Origin of the sequence: Gimesia panareensis (genome assembly GCF_007748155.1) — a bacterium.
Taxonomy (GTDB): Bacteria; Planctomycetota; Planctomycetia; order Planctomycetales; family Planctomycetaceae; genus Gimesia; species Gimesia panareensis.
Genome location: NZ_CP037421.1, coordinates 126,232 through 144,590 on the forward strand (window position 1 = coordinate 126,232; position 18,359 = coordinate 144,590).

Consider the following 18,359-nt stretch of genomic DNA (forward strand, 5'->3'; position numbering starts at 1 on the left):
TTTGGTCGAAGAAAGGTCGAAGATTATGCCAGAGAAGCAGCTACGCTTCGCCGCCCTCGTAAGGGTATCTACAGACAAGCAGGAGAAACAAGGCGAGTCGCTACGGACTCAGGAAAAGCAGATCACACAAGCCGTTGAAACCTTGGGTGGCGTTATTACCAAACGATATGCAGGCCAGGAACATGCAACCTCTGGATATGAACGGGAGCAGCTTGATAAGCTCCTGGCTGATGCAACAAAGAAGCGTAAACCATTTGACGCTGTAATGGTTTTTGATGCTTCCAGGTGGTCTCGCGACAACGCCAGATCAAAAGCAGGCTTACAAGCATTTCGCGATAACGACATACGGTTTTTCACCCTTACGCAAGAACACAACCTCTTCAATCCAAGTGCGATCCTCTTTCTGGGTATGTCGGCAGAGATCGGAGAATATCAGGCCAGACAGCAAAAACAAAAATCAGTAATGAGTTGCATTGATCGTGCCAAGCGGCTTGGCGCTCCTACTTCAGGAAAAAAACCGTTTGGCAGAACCTGGGACAAAGAAGCCCAGAAGTGGGGACTAGATACAAAAAAGAAAGCGATGATACAGGACATTGCTAAAAGATATCTGGCTGGTGAACCGTTACCTAAACTTGCAACAGAATATGGCATCAACCATTCGTTTTTGAATAAGACGCTCGCAGAGAGTTGTGGGTCCTCTTATGAAATCACTTGGAATATCAAAGACCTAAAAATTCATGAGACTGTTACAATAGATATACCTCCTCTGCTTTCAGATAAAACTATCAAGGCAATACGAAAAAAGGCAGTAGCAAACCGCACTTATCAACATGGGACGCCGAAGTACCATTATTTACTCCAGGGATATGTGTTTTGCGAAGAGTGCGGGTACGCTATGACAGGGCAGGCGAACTCTCGGGGAACGCTTTATTATCGACATAGAACAAGATCTCGGCATTGTGAATGCGATGTTGTTCCTAAGCCTTATGTCCGAGCAGACCAGTTAGAAGATGCTGTAATACTGCACTTATTTGATACGTTTGGGAACCCGAAAGCGGTTGAGCGAGCCATCGAAGAAGCAACACCAGACTTAAAGAGAAGGGAGGAGTGTCTGAAGAAGATTCAGCGATTAAACTCTGAACTGGCAGGTATTAAGAAAGCACGGGATTCGATATTGAACCTGATCGAAAAAGGATCTCTTACAGAGGAGCAAGCTGGAACTAAATTAGCAGGATTACAAGATCGGGAAGAATTATTAACGACAGAATTGGACCAGGTGCTCGCATCCATTGAGAACGTGCCAACTCCTGAGGAGATTAAATCAACAGCCGAGGAAGTTGTACGGCGTTTTTCAAAACCAAAAGTGAGTGCCAGAAAGCGGCTGAGAATTAGAGCGGCAAATCGATTCGATAAGATGACGTGGGAAGATAAGCGGGGGCTGATTGAATTGGTCTTTGATGGTACTTTTTCTGATGGCCGTCCGATGGGGATTTACATAGAACCAATTGAAGGGCAAGAGAACCATCGACAGAAAAAATGGGCTTTTACCATTCGAGGTATGGCACCTGTTAACGGGGATCAGTGTGTGACGCAATGTGTTTCGGGTTCCCCAGAGCCAGGCCATCCTGGACGCCGCTTTCTGAGACCAGCTGTTCGACGTCATCGTGAATTGAGACGATCTGACGGCGCTGGGGGAGATCCATCCAGAGTTCTTTAGTGAGTGTTTTCATGATATTTGTCTCCTTTAGCATGTGAGATGCATTCGATCCTACTACATGCGTTCTTTGATGTCAGGTGCCGGGCGATTCCGGAACACAGCGTTTCTACCTCCAATTCAGCTGGAATGCCACGTTTATGCTTGCAATTCCAGATTGCGATAGATCAGTATAGTGGTTGACGCGTGATTATGTCAGAATGACAGCCCTGCATTCAAATAGTAAACTTCTCCGCAGACTCCTGGTCCAGCCCGTAGACATAAGGTCCTTCAGATGAAACAGCCTTCGTATCCGAGCCGAACGGGACGAGAAACTGCTTCCCTTTTCCTGTTACAACTCACTTTCATTCTGCTATCCACAGGCTGGTGTATGGGGTGCAGTCCAGGTCCGAAAACAGCCGCGTCAGACCAGTGGCAGACACCGACGGAGTGGGCGCTGCTGATGGCGCAGCAGGAGAAACAGGTTTACCTGCATTGCCGAATGTTAAATGACATCGCCCGGGCACAACTGGCAGCGGGCGAAAAAGAGCAGGCCCTACAGACTTTGAAGCCGACATTGGAACTGATTGCCAAGACAGATGGACTGGTCGGTAAGAACAGTACGCAGGAAGCGATCATCAAAACAGTCCTGGAACTGGGGGAGTACGAGTCAGCAATTCAAACGGCAGAGAATTTCACAAATCCTTCTTTGACGGACCCGATCTTTAAAGAGATTGCTTTCGCACTGATTGAAGCTGGAAAAGTTTCAGAGGCTGTCGAGGCAGTTCAAAAGCTGAAGAATGAGGGTTCTGCGATACGAGTTTGCGAAAGCGTCGCTGGGGCGCTTGTTCAGAAGGGGCAGCAGCAACAGGCAATGGAGTTCGTGGAACAGATTCCCCAATTGAATATAAAGGGAGCGGCACTGTGTGCGATGGCCGTGGTCTATTTTGAACAGGGTGATTCCCGGCAGGCATATGAACTGCTGAAACCAGTCGAAAATATGTATGAGAAAGTTGATGATGAGACGAAAATAGATCAGTTAATGACAAGGAGAGATCAGTTGTTGACCAAGTTCGTCAATGCACTCGCCCGTGGGGGAAATTCCAAACGAGCGCTGGAATTCACCGAATTCATCAAGGATCGCGATTTTGCTGCTGTGGTAGCATACCAGTCTGTGATCGTCACATTAATAGCATCCAGTGATGTGAAACAGGCACTGAAAATTGCAAACAAGATTGAAGACCTGGAATCCAGGAATCGTGAGCAGCAGAAGATTGCAGAGATAATCGCCAGGGACTCAGACGATTATGAGCAGGCAATGGAAATTTCAAACAAAATTCAAAACTCCGGATTTCAGTATAGTACGATCAAATTTGATGCGCTCGCGAACATCGCAGTTACTATTGCCAGCAAGTCAGGGGATTATGAACGAGCACTGAAAGTCATCGACGCGATTGGAGAGAAAGAGAACGCGGCTGAAAGAAAATACTATAAAAAATCTGCACTGGAGGATCTTACGGTAGTCGCTGCTCAATCCGGGAAAGGAGAGCAAACTCTGGCGCTGGTTCAGCAGATTCCTGATCTGGAAAAAATTGACCCTCTCCGTAGCTTATTCCTGGAGAATGTCGTCGTCAATCTCATCGAAACGGATAACTGGAAATCAGCAACACAGGTTGTTAATTTGGTCCCGTCCCCGGAAATACAATCCAGGTTACTTCTGCTTATAGCCAATGAATTAGCCCGTAAAGGAGAGACTGCAGAGGCACTCGGCATTACTCAAAAAATTAAGGAAAACAGGAGAAAGGATTCCGCACTTTCTCTGGTCGCAGCTCGAATGTCTGAGGCAGGAAACACGGATGATGCGCTTAAAGCTGCTTCACAGATTATAGACAAATCAGAGCAAGCGGAGACTTTTATTTCGATTGCATCAAAAATGTTGAGAATGGGAAATGAAGCAAAGGGAATCGCTGTTCTGAGCAAGGCACTCGATTTGATCTCAAAAAACAAAACGATCAGCGCTCGCGTCTATCTGGAGATGGCTGTTATGCCCCTGGCCTGCGAACCACTCACCACTGCGCAACAGAAAGTGGCTGATAAGGATATCGTGACTCCTCTGAAAAAATCATTCACCCCAGGAGAGAAACGGGTTGCCAACCGGCTTCTGCAAGCCGTTCAGGCAAAGTGAACTTGAATAGCGGCAACACAGATCGCATGCCTGCTCAGGCCAGTTTTTCGTACGCCGAGAGAATCAGCTGTTCGGTTTCGTCCCAGTCGATGCATTCGTCGGTGACGGAAACGCCGTACTGGAGCTGGCTGAGATCTTCGGGCAGGCTCTGGTTGCCGGCGTGCAGATTGCTTTCCAGCATCAGGCCAATGATCGTCTTGTTGCCGGCGACGCGCTGGTCGATGACGTTGTTCCAGACTTTTCCCTGGTTACGATAATCCTTGTTAGAATTCGCGTGGCTGCAGTCGACCATGAAGCGGGGGGACAGACCGGCCGCCTCGAGGCTTTTGGTGGCGGCTTCCAGATGTTCCTGCTGGTAGTTCGGGCCGGAGCGACCGCCACGCAGGATGAGGTGACCCCAGGGGTTGCCGGTAGTATTGACCACACAGGTCTGACCGTCGGCGTCGATCCCCAGAAAGCTGTGAGGGCTCTGGGCGGCGAGCATTGCGTTCAAAGCGACGTCCAGACTGCCATCAGTTCCGTTTTTATAACCGACGGGCATCGAGAGACCGCTGGCCATCTGACGGTGCGTCGGTGATTCGGTGGTTCGCGCACCGATGGAAGCAATCGAAATTGCATCCGCGATGTATTGCGGGGTGATCGGTTCAAGCATTTCCGTCGCCGCCGGCAGTCCCAGTTCGCCAATCTGCAGCAGCAGCTGGCGGGCGATTTTCAGACCTGAGGCGACGTCGAAGGTGCCGTCCATATGGGGGTCGTTGATCAGACCTTTCCAGCCGACGGTGGTACGCGGTTTTTCGAAGTAGACCCGCATCACCAGGAACATGCGGTCTTTGACTTTCTCGGAAAGTTCTTTCAGGCGTTTGGCATACTCGATGGCGGCCTGGGGATCGTGGATGGAGCAGGGGCCGACCACCACGATCAGCCGTGAATCTTCACCCGCGAGAATCCGTTTGATCTGCTCCCGCGATTCGCCGACGGTCTCCGTCACTTTGTCAGTGCGTTTATAGGTCTCTTTCAGTTCTTTGGGAGCAACCAGGCGAACCGAATCAATGATGTTGACGTTTTGAATGGGAAGCATCGTTTTTTTAATCGTTTTCGTTACTTGGGTAGAAGATTCAGTTTTGTTTCTATTCAGTTCACAATGCCAGCTGCTGACGGATCTGGGAGACAACTTCTTCAGCAGTCAGCGGCGAGGCATCGATTTTGATTTGTGCATATTGTTCGTATAGTGGAAACCGGCTGTGATACAGGTCGGCAAGGCTGGAGCCTGGTTCGATCAAAACGCCCCGATCGAAGACGTCGGCGAAGCGCTGCTCCAGAACTTCCGGGGCCACATCCAGCCAGACTATCGTACCAAGACCGGCCAGATGTTGCATGGCATCCCTGCTGTAACAGACACTTCCTCCGGTAGAAATTACGGATCCTGCTGATTGAATCGATTGCACGTAGGCCGCTTCAATTTCACGGAACCCTTCGGGAGAGTGGTGTGCGATGATCTCTGCCAGCCGTTTGGATTCGCCTGCCTCTATTAATGCGTCGGTATCCAGAAAAGGAAGGCCTGTCTGTTCAGACAGTAGTCTGCCGACAGTCGATTTTCCGGAGCCCGGCATTCCGATCAGCACGACCCCGGACCTGGCAGTTTCGCTGTCCCCGATCATGCAGGCGCTCCCGGGAGAAAATCCTGTGAGTTCTCAGGGGAATTCCTGCGAACAGGAGCCACGAAATGCAAAATTATAAAAGCCGTATCTGTATACATCTTAAGGACTTCAGTTAAATTCCTTTCCCGGAGCCCGGAAAAGTTTTAAAATCCCGGGAAAAGGAAAACAAATCATATCTCAAATCAGGTCTAATAGGAACTATGTGGCAATTCAGGTGAGAATTAAATTGTGATTTTCCCCTGATAGAGAACACAAGCATGGAACAGATGTTTGTGTGAATTTCACAGGAATTTTACTTGTCAAAGATCCGGACAGTTCTGTCAGGACATGATCGTTATGCTTCTATAGCGATGATATGAGTTTTTTCTAACGCCAGAAGAATCGAATTGGATCGTGGAAAAACTGTCACCAGCCAAATTTGCAGCGCAAATCCGATGCTGTGCCAATGATCTGCAGGATCATGGGGTCGACCGCCTGGGTTCGCTGTATGATTTGACCTCGGAGCGACTGTTGCGCTACGCGGTGACGGTGACCCGCAATACCCCCGATGCGGAAGATGCGATTCAGGCGACCATGGTGCGGATTGCCATGCGTCCTAAAATTCTGGCGACAGCCCAACAACCCTGGGCCTACCTGTTACGGGTGGCCCGGAACGAAGCTCTGCGGATTCTGCAAAAGCGGAAACCGCTGCAGATCTTTGCCCAGTGCCGACAGCTCTGGTCGCGAGACGAAGAAGTCGTGGAAGAGAATGATCAGGCGCTAGTGATTCGACGGGCGCTGAAGCGGCTGCCGACGAACCAGTCTGAAGTGGTGGTGTTGAAGATCTGGGAGGATATGACGTTTGCGGAAATCGCCAGTGTGCTGGATGAATCGCCGAACACCGTGGCCAGTCGTTATCGTTATGCGCTCCAGAAATTAGATAATTACCTGCGCCCCATGGCGCGTGAGGATATCAATGTTTGAATTTGAAGATCACCATTTTCTCGAAGAGCAGATACTCAAGGCCGGTGAGGGGGCGGTCCCCGTCCACAGCGATCATCGTCAGCGGGTGTTGTTTGCCGCCCGTCATGCGGAAAACCGCAGGGTGCAGCGCAAAGCTCTGTTAATCTGTTGTACGCTGTTCCTGGCCTTTACACTGCTGTTTCTGACCCGGGATTCGGGAGCTGATCGGCGTGTTGCCTCGGATGCGGATTCCGGCTGGTCCCGCACCCTCTATTCCAAGGGGAGCCGTGTGCTGGGCATTCCGGATGCGGAGCCACGCCAGCCCATGCTTCAAACCGATTGGAATTCCGTGCAGGCGACCCTCAAACAGTCTGGTGAATGGGGACTCGTTGACGCCGTCGTACGCTTCCGGAATGAGCGGGCCGGATCAATCGAGCAGATCTTTATTCGAGGCGATTAATGCAGGAGACTTTGCCCCAGCAGTTTCAGGAACAGTTACCTGAAAAAGCAGAGAATCATCCCGAGTATGTCACTGAGCTCGTCAATGTGATCTTAAACCAGGCACAGGCCATCAACGCCAGCGACATTCATCTGCTTCCCACGGAAAACCGGATGCGGATGGACTGGCGGATCGATGGTGTGCTGCATCGCATCGCCGATTTTTCTCAGGAACTCGCCCCGCGGATCACGGCACGTCTTAAGGTCATGTCGCAGCTGCTCACCTATCGGACCGATGTCCCCCAGGAGGGACGGATTCACCGGGATGGCGAGCAGGCCGTCGAGACCCGCATCAGTACGTTTCCGACCCTCTATGGTGAAAAAGTCGTTGTGCGGCTGTTCGTCGGTTCGGGCCAGTACAAACATCTGGAAAACCTGAATCTGCCGGAAGAAATTTTAAGTGAGTTGCAGGCGCTGTTGCGGCAGACCGGCGGTGTGGTGTTGATGACCGGGCCGGCAGGCAGTGGTAAAACGACGACCATTTATGCCTGTCTGCGAGAGATCATTCGCGAATCAAAAGGGGCCCGCAGTCTGGCGTCCCTGGAAGATCCCATCGAAGTTGTGGTTCCTACTGTCGCTCAGTCACAGGTCAATCCGGCGGCTGGCTTTGACATGGCACTGGGGCTGCGGTCCCTGTTGCGACAGGATCCGGAAGTGATCATGGTCGGGGAAATCCGCGATCGCGAGACCGCAGAGACGGTCTTTCAGGCATCGTTGTCCGGGCATCTGGTGATTACCACCTTCCATGCCGGCAATGCGACGGAAGCGGTCAGTCGTCTGTCTGATATGGGAATCGAACCTTATTTATTGCGCAGTGGGCTCTTGGCGATTTTAAGTCAGCGGCTGCTTCGTCGGCTCTGCAGCTGTGCCCAACCGTCGCAGTCCGCAGAAGATCGACTGGGGCTGCCCGTCGAACAGTGGAAAATCCCCGTGGGTTGCTCCGATTGCGGGCAGACCGGCTATCAGGGCCGCATCGTCCTGACCGAAATGTTGCAGCCCGACCTGGGAGGAGTGGGCCAGGCGATTCTGCAGCAGGCGGATGCGACCGAACTGCACAGGCTGGCTGTCGAAGCCGGAATGCGGACGCAATGGGATCGTGCCCTGCGGGCCGTCAACGAGGGGCAGACCAGCCCCGCGGAAGTCCGCCGCGTACTGGGAATGACACGCAGTGGAAGTTAACGGAGGCGAAACAGTTTTGCTCCCCATGAGCTGTGAACAGATTCACTGATTGAAATCGTTTCTGTCTGAAGAGAGTGTGAACATGAATGCGAGAGACGATTCCGATGCGAAGCAGTCACGGGAAACCCGCTTTGAACTGGACGAGTTGATTGCCTTGAATGAGGAAATCATTTCCCTGGTCCAGGCCGGGATCCCGCTGGAACTGGGACTGCGGGAAATGGGCAATGAGCTTCCCGATCGTCTGGGAAAGATCAGTTCCGATCTGGCACTCAAAATGGAGCGGGGCAGTTCACTATCCGAAGCGATGGAATCGGAAGGCTCGCGTTTTCCCCGCGTCTATCGGGTGATTGTGGAAGCAGGTGTGAAATCCGGAAAGTTGACTGTCGCGCTGGAAGAGATGTCCAACTACGCCTGGGAGCTGTTTCACCTCCGGCGGCAGATCGGTATGGCGCTGGTTTATCCATTGATTGTTTTCAGTCTGGCGTATGGCCTGTTTCTGGTCTTTCTGTTTGAGATCCTCGCGCGGTTCAATTCCGCGTATGAAGTGTTTCGTCTGGGAGAGACCCGTCCTCTGGATGCGTTGAATTTCCTGGAGTCCACGATGCTCTACTGGGCGCTGGTGCCACCGCTGATGCTGTTTCTGTTCGCCCTGATCTGGATGCGGACCCGAAGTTCGCAGCTGTTGAATTTCAAAGGAACCAGTCGCCTGATTGGATGGATTCCCGGCGTGAAGCGCATCGCCAGTTTTTATCGCTACGGCAATTTTGCCGAGCTGATGTCCCTGTTGATTCAACAGCAGATCCCGTTTTCTGAGTCCATCGTACTGGCGGCAGAAGCGACCGGCGATGACCAGCTGATTCAGTCGGCTCGGTTGATGGCGGACCGGCATTCGCGCTCGCAACTGGAAACGGGAGAATCGTCGAGATTCTATGGATGGCCCCCCCTGTTGACCTGGTTACTGACCACCAAACATCACGAGGGGGAACTGAGTCTCGCTCTGAAAAATGCCGCCGATATGTATCGGAGAAAAGCGGCGCACTATACACGCTGGTTCCGCGTGATCTTCCCGATCTTTACGGGTGCTATCATCGGCGGTGGTACGGTGTTATGTTATTGTCTCGTATTATTTCTCCCCTTTACTGATATGCTTAAACAATTAGCGAACCCTTGAGGATCTTAACTGAAGCAGTGAACAGTCTGGTTAGCGCAGCTGGCTGCGATGATAATGATGATTACAGTGACGGGATGAATTTCTAATGAACTGGTATCGCTATCAGGGATTCAATTCAGAAGGTAAAAAAGTTTCGGGGCGGCTGCATGCCTCCGATCGGGACGAAGTTGCCAGCCTGCTGCAGGAACAGGGGATCAGGATCGAACGCATCGAGGAGGAGGAAGAGAGTGAGCTGGCGTTCGCTGCCCAGGAAGCTTCTGAAACCGGGGTCACCTCCAGACTCTCGGCACGAGATTTTGAGGTCATTACCGATCATCTGTCCGATTTGACACGTGCCCGGCTCCCACTTTCGACGGGGCTGGAGGCGGTCTCGTTTGAGATTGAAAACACACGCCTGCGGACAGCGGTCCAGGATCTGGCGACTCAGTTGGAGTCGGGCAGCGATCTGGAAACCGTGCTCGCCAATTCCAAAGCGCCCCGGGAACTTTGTGCCCTGGTGCATGCCGGGAGCCGGTCAGGCAAGATAAGTGAAATTCTGGCTGACTATGTGGCGCATGCCCGCCAGCTTGCCGAGATGCGGAGCCAGTTGCTGATGGCCCTCTGCTATCCTCTGGTTCTGATGCTCTTCGCCTCGTTGATGTTTCTGGCGATCATGCTCTGGATTATCCCCTCGTTCGAATCGATCTTTCTGGATTTCGGAATCGAGCTTCCCGCGGTGACGAACTTTATGTTTGTGATCTCGACGTTTATCAGAACTCAGTGGTGGTGGTATCTGCCCGGCAGTCTGTGCCTGCTGCTGGGCTGTGTTGCCTTATTCCGAACGGAAACAGGACAGGCCCTGGGGCAGCGAATCCTGTTTCGACTTCCCCTGATTGGCGGACTGTTGAGTGGGATTTCAGTTTCCCGTTTTTCACACCTGCTGGCATTGCTGGTCGACAACGAGGTCCCGTTTCTGGAAGCGCTCAAGCTGACGGGGGAGAGTTCAAACAATTATCAGATTCGCAAAGCCTGCCGCCAGTTTTCGGAGTCGGTATCCTCCGGGGAAATGCAGATTGAGGCGCTGTCCTCCCTGAAGATTTTTCCGGCCACATTTCTACAGACACTGGCGACTCAGTCTGGTAATACGGCCCACTCCGGTCCCCGCTATTCGGTAGAAATTCTCAATGCCCTGGCAGACATGCTGAATGGACAGACCCGGGTCCGGATTACATTTTTTGCTACCGTTGTGGAGCCCGTGATCATTATTGTCTGTGCAGTCACTATGGGATTCCTGTTCATTTCCCTGCTGGCCCCTTTGTTTAAATTGTTGACGATGCTGTCCTGACAGAGTTGTCTGAAGTGCAGGCCAGCCCCTTTTCCTGAATCTATTTCCTTTTGAGAGTGACCTCCTGTCGATGAATAAGCCGTCCCGTTTTCAATCTCTGGATCAGTTGTGGCGCTGGGGGAGCCGTCCCATCTTCCACAGGCCGCGCTGGTTCCTGGGACGCGTGACGCATTCACAACAGATGGCACTCCTCAGAATTCTGGCGGTTGCCACCGAAAAGCAGTTGTCACTGATTGACGTTCTGGAAGCCTTTGAAAAGGACATTCATGGCCGCTGGCGTTTCCAGGTCTCGCGTCTGATTGACCTGCTGCGCAGTGGTGTTCCGCTGGCAGACGCGATCGAAAAAGTTCCGGACCTGCTCCCGTCGAATGCCTTTTTTCTGATCAAGGCAGGGGCAGAATCGGGAACACTTCCCTCCGCACTCTCGCTGGCTGCGGAAGTCTGTATGGAGCAACGGTCGGAACGCGTGCGAACCAGCACCGGCGTACTGTTATATATTCTGGCGGTCTGTCTGGTGCTCTTTATGATCATGCTGTTTATCGGTTATTGGATCATCCCCAAATTCAAAAAAATCTTTTACGATTTCAATGTCGAGTTACCGAGCCTGACGCAGCGCATTATTGAGGCCTTTGATCTGGCCGCAAATTATTTCTGGGTGCCGATCGTGGCGATTTTTCTGTTGTGGATTGCGCAGAAAATATTGATCCGCATCCGATTTCTGGAGAACGGCTGGCGACCCGCTTTTGTCTATGGTCTGATCTATCCACGGGGGAGGGCGCCCGATGTGTTACGCTTTCTGCATGTCACGACTGAGTCAGGGCGCCCACTAATGGGTGCGTTCGAGACATTGGCGCATACCTCCAGTAACCGCCTGCTGGCGGAACGATTCGAAGCAATCCTGCAGGATGTACATAAGGGGAACGACTGCTGGACGGCGCTGCATGACTACAGCCTGTTAACGCCCAGTGAAGTCCGTCTGCTGCAGTCGGCGCAGCGGGCGGGAAACCTCAGCTGGGCATTGAAGGCGATCGCGAAAAGTATTGAGAGGCGGATCAACTACCGGATGATGCTGCTCCGCGAATATCTGGAACCGGCGTTTATTGTGGGGCTGGGAGCCCTGGTGGGCATCATTGTGATTGGTCTATTTCTTCCGCTTGTGAGTGTCATCAGCTCTCAGGCATAACCCCTCGGGCATGGGTTGAATTGTGAGTAAACAGAATCATCAGAAACAGAATCTGCCAGCCTCCAATCGGCTGGAACATAAACCACGTCACGGATTCACTCTGGTCGAAATGATGGTCTCGGGTGTTCTGCTGACGACGGTGTTCATGATCGTGGTGCCATCTCTCTACTGGGTGCATCGCGAACAGAAACAGACCGAACAGCGACAGGTGGCGCTGGTGGAAGTGGAAAATCTGATGGAGCGCGTGGCTGCTCTGCCTTACCGTCAGATCAACCAGCCGACGGTCGATAAATTTGTGATCTCGGAAAATGTCATGCAGCAGCTCCCCGAGGCAGACTTGCAGATTCAGATCCTGGAGACAAAGGATCTTCCCTTGATGAAAAGAATTCAGATTCAGTTAGGCTGGCAGGATGCGCGGAATCTCAAAATCCAGCCGGTACGGTTAACTTCCTGGGTCGGCCCGAAGGATCAGAAGTAATGCGGCGACGTAGTTTGTTTATTTCGATCAGGCAACATGGTATTCCACCGGGAATCTCACTGGTGGAGGTCGTGGTCGCTATGGGGATCGCGACATTACTCATGGGACTGAGTATGACCACGGTGCATACCGTCATGCGGGCAGAGCGGGAATCCAGTCAGGCAGCCTGGCTGGGGGCTTCCTTTCAACGATTCTCGCGCCTGTTTCGATCAGACATCCACGCCGCGGAAAAGCTGAAACTGGGACCGGAGAGTGATACCGACGCGAAAACGCTGATCATCGACAAGCCCGGTGAGGAACAGGTTACCTGGCGAATTGAAGCGTTCCGCATTTTTCGCATCGTCAGCCGACAGGGGAAAACCCTTCATGAGGATACCTTCTTCTTCCCCGAAGGGAGCCAGGCGTACTTTTTCCGACAGGAACGTCTGAACCAGGCCGGGATCAGGATCCGGGAACCCGACCCGCAGTTGTCGCTGGAAGTACGAGGAAAAAAAACAGCAGGCAGTCAGCGACTGGTGTCTCATGAATTTTCCATTCGTTCCACGATTGGACATGATTACCGTCTCGCAGAAATTCGTTTTCAACAACCGGAAAAAGAAACAAACCAGACGAACTGACAGGTCAAACCTATGCAGAATACATGTTATCGACAGACCGTTATGAATCTGAGAGCGTCCCGTCGCGGAGCCGTTTTGATCCTGGTCATGGTCTGTCTGCTGATCATTACCATGTTGCTGGCCTCTCTGTTGAAGTCGGCTCTCACGCAACGCAGACAGGTCATGCGGGAACAGTTTCGTGTTCAGGCGGAATGGCTGGCAGAGTCGGCACTGGAGCGCGCGGTTGAACAACGTTTGAAGAACCCGGACTACCGGGGCGAAATCTGGGAGATCAGTTCTGAGGATCTGGGGACGCACTATGAGGCGTCTGCAGAAATTGAACTCAAACCCGCTACCAGGACAGAGCGGCTGTCGATTGAGGCCCGCGTACATTATCCGGAAGACACGACGTTTACCGTGACCCGGACCAGGAAAATCATCTTATAAAAAGTACTCATCCTTTATTAATAGAACACTCAGCATGCATTATTTATCATCATTGAATCGACAATCCGGGGAATGAAAATGAAAAACGAAGTTCCTTTCAGATTCCGCACTTTTCGCGATCGCGAACCACGTGGCTTTACATTGATTGAGCTGCTCGTAGTCATCGCCATTATCGCGATTTTGATCGCGCTGCTCCTGCCCGCCGTGCAGCAGGCACGGGAAGCGGCCCGGCGGGTGACCTGCAAAAACAACCTGATGCAGATCAGTCTGGCTCTGCAGAATTACGAAATGGCGTACGAAGTGCTGCCTGCCGGCGTCTACAACGAAACCGGTCCCATTAAAAATGAACCCAAGGGCTATCACATGAGCTGGCTGTCCGGTATGTTGCCCTATCTGGATCAGCCGGTGGTGTTCGAAAATATTGATTTCAAACAGAGCGTCTATGCGACCGACAATCAGGAAGTCCGCAGCCTGCGGTTACAGGTTTTTCGGTGCCCGTCTGACCCGATGGACAATCCGCTGCGCTCCCGGTCGGAAAATGGATTAGAACTCTATCAGACCAACTATGGTGCCTGTTATAACGGCAGCGAAGCGCCGCTGGACAATAAGAATAACGGTGTGATGTTTCTCAACAGCAGCATCCGGTACGACCAGATTACGGACGGCAGTTCGAATACCATCTTTATCGGCGAACTGTATTATGATGAGAATAGTCTGGGCTGGCTGTCAGGTACGTCGGCTTCAATCCGAAATACCGGTTCTCTGAATTATGGCAAGGCACAAGGCGGGTTCTACGGTTCGCCTCGAACAAAGACGGGCCAGTCGGGAGAAGACTCAGACGAAAAGCCTGAGATCGACCCGCTGCTCAAGATGGGAGGCTTTGGCAGTTTCCATGTGGGGGGCGCTCATTTCGCTTTCGGAGATGGCAGAGTCATTTTCATCTCGGAGAATATCGACGCACCCCTGTTTCAGCAAATGGGGAACCGTGCGGACGGCAAGCTGATGAAAGGCAAGTTCTAACCGTCGTTTCAACCGCGGGGATGATACATCTGGTGCACCGCTTTCAGGCGGCTGTGATCCACGTGGGTATAGATCTGGGTCGTACGGATATTGGCGTGCCCCAGCAGTTCCTGCAGCGCCCGGATTTCGGCACCGCCGGCCATCATGTGGGTCGCGAAACTGTGTCTCAACGTATGCGGGCTGACTTCTTTACTGCAGCCAACCCGGGCCGCGTTTTTCTTGACGATGTTCCAGACCATGATCCGGGAAAGCTGCTTGCCACCCCGACCCAGGAACAATGCCTGCTCCGCGAGATTTCGTTTGGAGAGTGTGGGCCGCTCATGTCTCAGATATGCTTCCACGGCTGCGACCGCGACCGGGTTTAGTGAGACCATGCGTTCCTTGTTCCCTTTTCCGACGCAGCGGGCATAACCTTCCGACAGTTTGACAGAGTCCAGCGGAAGATTCACGATCTCGCTCACACGACAGCCGGTAGCATACATCATCGCCAGAATCGCCCGGTCCCGCAGTGGGTAGCGGTCGGCATTGCAGGGTGCCATCAGCAGTTCATTCACCTTTTCCGGACTCAATACCTTCGGCAGATATTTCCAGAGCTTGGGAGAATTCAACAGATCGGCTACGCTTTCCGCCAATACCCCTTCCAGCACGAGGTAGCGAAAAAACAGCTTGATCGAAACCAGGTGACGGGAAATGGTCGTCGCTGCCAGCCGGCGTTTGTTGAGCTGCTGCAGATACCCGCTCAGAAATTTCAGGTCGACCTGGCTCAGGGGGGTGGCAGGTTGACTGCGGTACCAGTCGAGAAACTGTACAACATCCGAACGGTAGGCAGTGACGGTATTCGCCGCCATCCCGCATTCCGCCTCCAGGTAATTCAGGAACGGTTCCAGGTGCACGCCGGGATCGGCCGGTTTCCGCATCCGGAATTTTGAATTTGCCGGCGGTCGCTTTCGAGGTGGCATGCAAGTCCTTCGATTCTGATGGAGGCCAACGTGGCTGCTGCTCTGAAGTAAGTCTGTACTACTTCATGTTTAACAGACGGCGCAGCGGGGACCAGTGGCTTTATCGGAAGGAAGCGACGCTTGCCTTGAACAGGGGGCCGGTTAGCGCAGTCCCAACGGTTGTAAGGGGCAATGTGCGGCGACGAAGGTTTGTCCTTCTTCCATATCGTCAAACAGGACGGTCACCATCCGTTTGCGGGCAAAGCCGCTGATACCCATCACGGTGCCCACCCCATAGCGGGGGTGACGCACGCGCATCCCGACTGAGAAACCCTGCGGCACATCTGCGGCTTCGGGGGTCTGCTTCAGCAAGTCGGCCCCCGTCATCAGCAGAGGCTTCTTCTGAGGAGCTGCCGCCTTCAGTGCTTCGGTATCGATGTCACCCCGTTTGACGGATTCAACGAAATCATCAAAGTGCGAGCGATGCTCACCCAGAAAATCGGTCATGTCTTTGACTTCAACATCAATCTCCTTAAGGAAGTCACTGGTAATTGTCCGCCAGGGTCGACCGCGGAGCGAACGTTCCCGCGTCTGGGTGAGATAGAGGCACTGTTCGGCCCGGGTAATACCCACAAAGAACAGTCGCCGCTCTTCTTCCAGTCCGTCGCGAAGTTCTTCGCGGAGGACCCGCTCGTGGGGAATCAGGTTCTGTTCGACACCGATAATAAAGACGACCGGATACTCCAGCCCTTTGGCGGCATGCAGTGTCATCAGCGTCACCTGTCCCGCTTCCGCATCCAGCTGGTCGGTGGCACTGGCCAAGGTACTGACTTCCAGGAAGCCTTCGAGCGTTGTTTCATCTCCAAAGATCTGATCGTACTTTCGCGCAGTAGAGACCAGCTCATTCACGTTGGCGATCCGCTGCTGGTCTTCTTCGTCGGGGCTCTCTTTCCAGCTGTCGATCAATCGCGTGCTGTCGATGACCAGTTCCATCAGCTGGGCCACAGAGCCGGAGTCAGCCAGAGAAAATCCGGAAATCATTTTGGCGAAACGGGCGACCATCGTTGCAGCTCGTTTCGAGAGAGCAGGGCAGTCCGCTGCCTGGTGTGCCGCCTCCAGCAGGCTGATTCCTTTTTCGTCCGCCCAGCGGATCAGTTTTCTCTGTGTCGTTTTGCCAATGCCCCGCAGGGGTTTATTGACAATCCGGGAAAATGCAACACGGTCGTCCGGGTTGTTGATCAGTTTCAGGTAAGAGAGCAGGTCTTTGACTTCGGTCCGTTCATAAAACGCGACGCTGCCCGCCAGCTGATAAGGAATTTTATGCCGCGCCAGCGCCAGCTCCAGTTCCCGGGAGAGGGAGTTCACCCGATAAAAGATGGCGAAGTCGGTATATTCGAATTCACCCCGGTCAACAGCGCGGCGGATGTGCAGGGCGATCTCTTCTGCTTCCTGTCGCTCATCATTATAAGTCAGCAGTTCGACTGCCGAGCCTTCCGGGTTTTCGGTGAACAGCGTTTTGATTTTCCGTTTCTGGTTATGCGCAATCAGGCTGTCGGCGACACGCAGAATTTCTTTGGTGCTGCGAAAGTTCTGTTCGAGCCGAATCGTTTTACAGTCGGGGAAGTCCCGTTCGAACTGCAGAATGTTTTCAATCTTGGCACCACGCCAGCCGTAGATTGACTGATCCGGGTCGCCGGTCACACAGAGGTTGCGTGTATTGAGCGAGAGTCCCATCACAATCTGGTACTGGGCCAGGTTGGTATCCTGGTACTCATCCACCAGAATATATTGATAGCGTTCATCCAGCGTGGCCCGCAGTTCGGGAGATCCCTTGAGCAGGCTGGCGACATGCAGCAGCAGATCGTCGAAGTCGACCGCGTTCGATTCGAGCAGCAGTTTCTGATAGACCGGATAGACGCGCGCCGCGACTGCCTGCAGGTGATCGCCGATCGATTCCTGAAACGCCTCCGCATAACGTTCTGCCGTGATCAGATCATTTTTCGCCCGGCTGATCATGCCGGCGATCGTGGAGGGATTGTAGGCCACCGTATCGATATCTAATTCGTTAAGCACGTAGCGAATCAGCTGCTGTTGATCGGTCGTATCAAAAATTGAGAAGTTACTGTCGAGACCGACGGCTCTGCCATACCGCCTCAGTATTTTGACACAGAATTTATGAAAGGTCGAAATTTCCACGCGCATCCCGGGGATCAGCTGCTGCACCCGTTCGCTCATTTCATCCGACGCTTTGTTGGTGAAGGTAATCCCCAGGATCTGATTGGCGGACACACCTGACTGAATCAGTGAAGCGATCCGATGCGTAATCACGCGCGTCTTGCCGGACCCCGGGCCTGCCAGCACCAGCAGTGGACCCTGGTGATGGGTGACGGCAGCATATTGCGCTGGTGTCAGGACCTGCTGAAAATCCAAGTCAAAATCCTTTTCTGTCGAATCTGTTTGAGTTCCGTTTCTGAATTCATCACTGTAAGGGGAGGCGGCTCAAATTCCAAATCGAACCGTCACGGATTCCTGGCAATCGGGGACAGAAACAGGTTGTTTTAACGACGATTTTACATCAGAGGCAAAAAAGACTTGAGAAACTGGACCAGAATTCGAAATAATAGTGAACCTTTGTGTGTTTTGTTAATGTTGTGAGTTCAAGTTGCTTTGGTTGATTGCACAATATTTGCGGGTCTACTAGACTGCGCTGAGAAGGAATGATGATCTGAAACTCTCCTGACCTCTCCAGACTCTGACGGTTCTAGAGTATGGGGGTTTTGCCCAGGGTTTTCGGCTCAAAGTTGCTCCAATAAAAAACGCCAGATTTCGGTCTGTGGAATATTCTATTGCTGGAAACTGCTTCCAGACAGGGTTTTGCAGGTTATGAAACTGGTTTAGTTGAATGCCGGTGGGGATGTAGGAATTCAACACACTCCCGCCCGGTAAATGACGATAAATTATTTTACAACGGTAGTTTCCACCACAACACACGAGAATGCGGGCCCTACAGGCCCTGTTTCCGGTTAACGGTGGCCACCGTGATTCGA

General features: G+C 52.6%; 16 protein-coding genes. 12 read left to right on the forward strand and 4 right to left on the reverse strand.

Annotated features, from left to right (window positions below; all coding sequences use genetic code 11):
• Window positions 1-25: 25 nt before the first annotated feature.
• Both Enr10x_RS00545 and Enr10x_RS00550 read left to right on the forward strand, forming a co-directional pair.
• Entirely contained in the window at window positions 26-1,717 is a 1,692-nt protein-coding gene (locus Enr10x_RS00545; RefSeq protein ID WP_197997434.1) for a recombinase family protein, read from the forward strand.
• A gap of 271 nt (window positions 1,718-1,988) precedes the next feature.
• Window positions 1,989-3,878 (forward strand): tetratricopeptide repeat protein, encoded by a 1,890-nt coding sequence (locus tag Enr10x_RS00550; protein ID WP_145447843.1) that lies wholly within the window; start codon window positions 1,989-1,991, stop codon window positions 3,876-3,878.
• Window positions 3,879-3,912: 34 nt separating this feature from the next.
• On the opposite strand, the gene Enr10x_RS00555 is transcribed toward Enr10x_RS00550, so the two are convergent.
• Together Enr10x_RS00555 and Enr10x_RS00560 are read right to left on the reverse strand one after the other, a co-directional pair.
• Window positions 3,913-4,956: a 3-deoxy-7-phosphoheptulonate synthase gene (locus Enr10x_RS00555; RefSeq protein ID WP_145447844.1), complete on the reverse strand. Its 1,044-nt coding sequence runs from the start codon at window positions 4,954-4,956 to the stop codon at window positions 3,913-3,915.
• A 58-nt stretch (window positions 4,957-5,014) separates the two neighbouring features.
• On the reverse strand, window positions 5,015-5,536 hold the full coding sequence (locus Enr10x_RS00560; protein ID WP_145447845.1) for a shikimate kinase: 522 nt from the start codon (window positions 5,534-5,536) through the stop codon (window positions 5,015-5,017).
• Between the two features lie 393 nt (window positions 5,537-5,929).
• On the opposite strand from Enr10x_RS00560, the gene Enr10x_RS00565 reads away from it, so the two are divergent.
• The 10 genes from Enr10x_RS00565 (at window position 5,930) to Enr10x_RS00610 (ending at window position 14,374) form a co-directional block, all read left to right on the forward strand.
• Window positions 5,930-6,499 (forward strand): RNA polymerase sigma factor, encoded by a 570-nt coding sequence (locus tag Enr10x_RS00565; protein WP_197994873.1) that lies wholly within the window; start codon window positions 5,930-5,932, stop codon window positions 6,497-6,499.
• The gene (locus Enr10x_RS00570; protein WP_145102773.1) at window positions 6,492-6,938 is read left to right on the forward strand and encodes a hypothetical protein; all 447 of its coding nucleotides are present in this window, start codon (window positions 6,492-6,494) and stop codon (window positions 6,936-6,938) included. Before Enr10x_RS00565 ends, Enr10x_RS00570 begins: the two co-directional genes overlap by 8 nt.
• Window positions 6,938-8,155 (forward strand): GspE/PulE family protein, encoded by a 1,218-nt coding sequence (locus tag Enr10x_RS00575; protein WP_145102775.1) that lies wholly within the window; start codon window positions 6,938-6,940, stop codon window positions 8,153-8,155. Before Enr10x_RS00570 ends, Enr10x_RS00575 begins: the two co-directional genes overlap by 1 nt.
• A gap of 82 nt (window positions 8,156-8,237) precedes the next feature.
• Complete coding sequence (locus tag Enr10x_RS00580; RefSeq protein ID WP_145102776.1) at window positions 8,238-9,326, forward strand: type II secretion system F family protein; 1,089 nt, start codon at window positions 8,238-8,240, stop codon at window positions 9,324-9,326.
• A gap of 85 nt (window positions 9,327-9,411) precedes the next feature.
• Window positions 9,412-10,650: a type II secretion system F family protein gene (locus Enr10x_RS00585; protein ID WP_145102778.1), complete on the forward strand. Its 1,239-nt coding sequence runs from the start codon at window positions 9,412-9,414 to the stop codon at window positions 10,648-10,650.
• A gap of 70 nt (window positions 10,651-10,720) precedes the next feature.
• The gene (locus Enr10x_RS00590) at window positions 10,721-11,833 is read left to right on the forward strand and encodes a type II secretion system F family protein (RefSeq protein WP_145102780.1); all 1,113 of its coding nucleotides are present in this window, start codon (window positions 10,721-10,723) and stop codon (window positions 11,831-11,833) included.
• Window positions 11,834-11,855: 22 nt separating this feature from the next.
• Complete coding sequence (locus tag Enr10x_RS00595; RefSeq protein WP_197996325.1) at window positions 11,856-12,311, forward strand: type IV pilus modification PilV family protein; 456 nt, start codon at window positions 11,856-11,858, stop codon at window positions 12,309-12,311.
• Entirely contained in the window at window positions 12,311-12,928 is a 618-nt protein-coding gene (locus Enr10x_RS00600; protein ID WP_145102784.1) for a PulJ/GspJ family protein, read from the forward strand. Before Enr10x_RS00595 ends, Enr10x_RS00600 begins: the two co-directional genes overlap by 1 nt.
• A gap of 12 nt (window positions 12,929-12,940) precedes the next feature.
• A complete protein-coding gene (locus tag Enr10x_RS00605; protein WP_145102786.1) occupies window positions 12,941-13,354 on the forward strand; it encodes a hypothetical protein in 414 nt (137 codons plus the stop codon).
• A 78-nt stretch (window positions 13,355-13,432) separates the two neighbouring features.
• Entirely contained in the window at window positions 13,433-14,374 is a 942-nt protein-coding gene (locus tag Enr10x_RS00610) for a DUF1559 domain-containing protein (RefSeq protein WP_145447846.1), read from the forward strand.
• An 8-nt stretch (window positions 14,375-14,382) separates the two neighbouring features.
• Here Enr10x_RS00610 and xerD read toward each other — a convergent pair whose 3' ends face one another.
• On the reverse strand, window positions 14,383-15,333 hold the full coding sequence (gene xerD, locus Enr10x_RS00615) for a site-specific tyrosine recombinase XerD (RefSeq protein ID WP_145102789.1): 951 nt from the start codon (window positions 15,331-15,333) through the stop codon (window positions 14,383-14,385).
• 141 nt (window positions 15,334-15,474) lie between these two features.
• The gene (locus Enr10x_RS00620) at window positions 15,475-17,742 is read right to left on the reverse strand and encodes an ATP-dependent helicase (protein WP_145102791.1); all 2,268 of its coding nucleotides are present in this window, start codon (window positions 17,740-17,742) and stop codon (window positions 15,475-15,477) included.
• Between the last annotated feature and the right edge of the window lie 617 nt (window positions 17,743-18,359).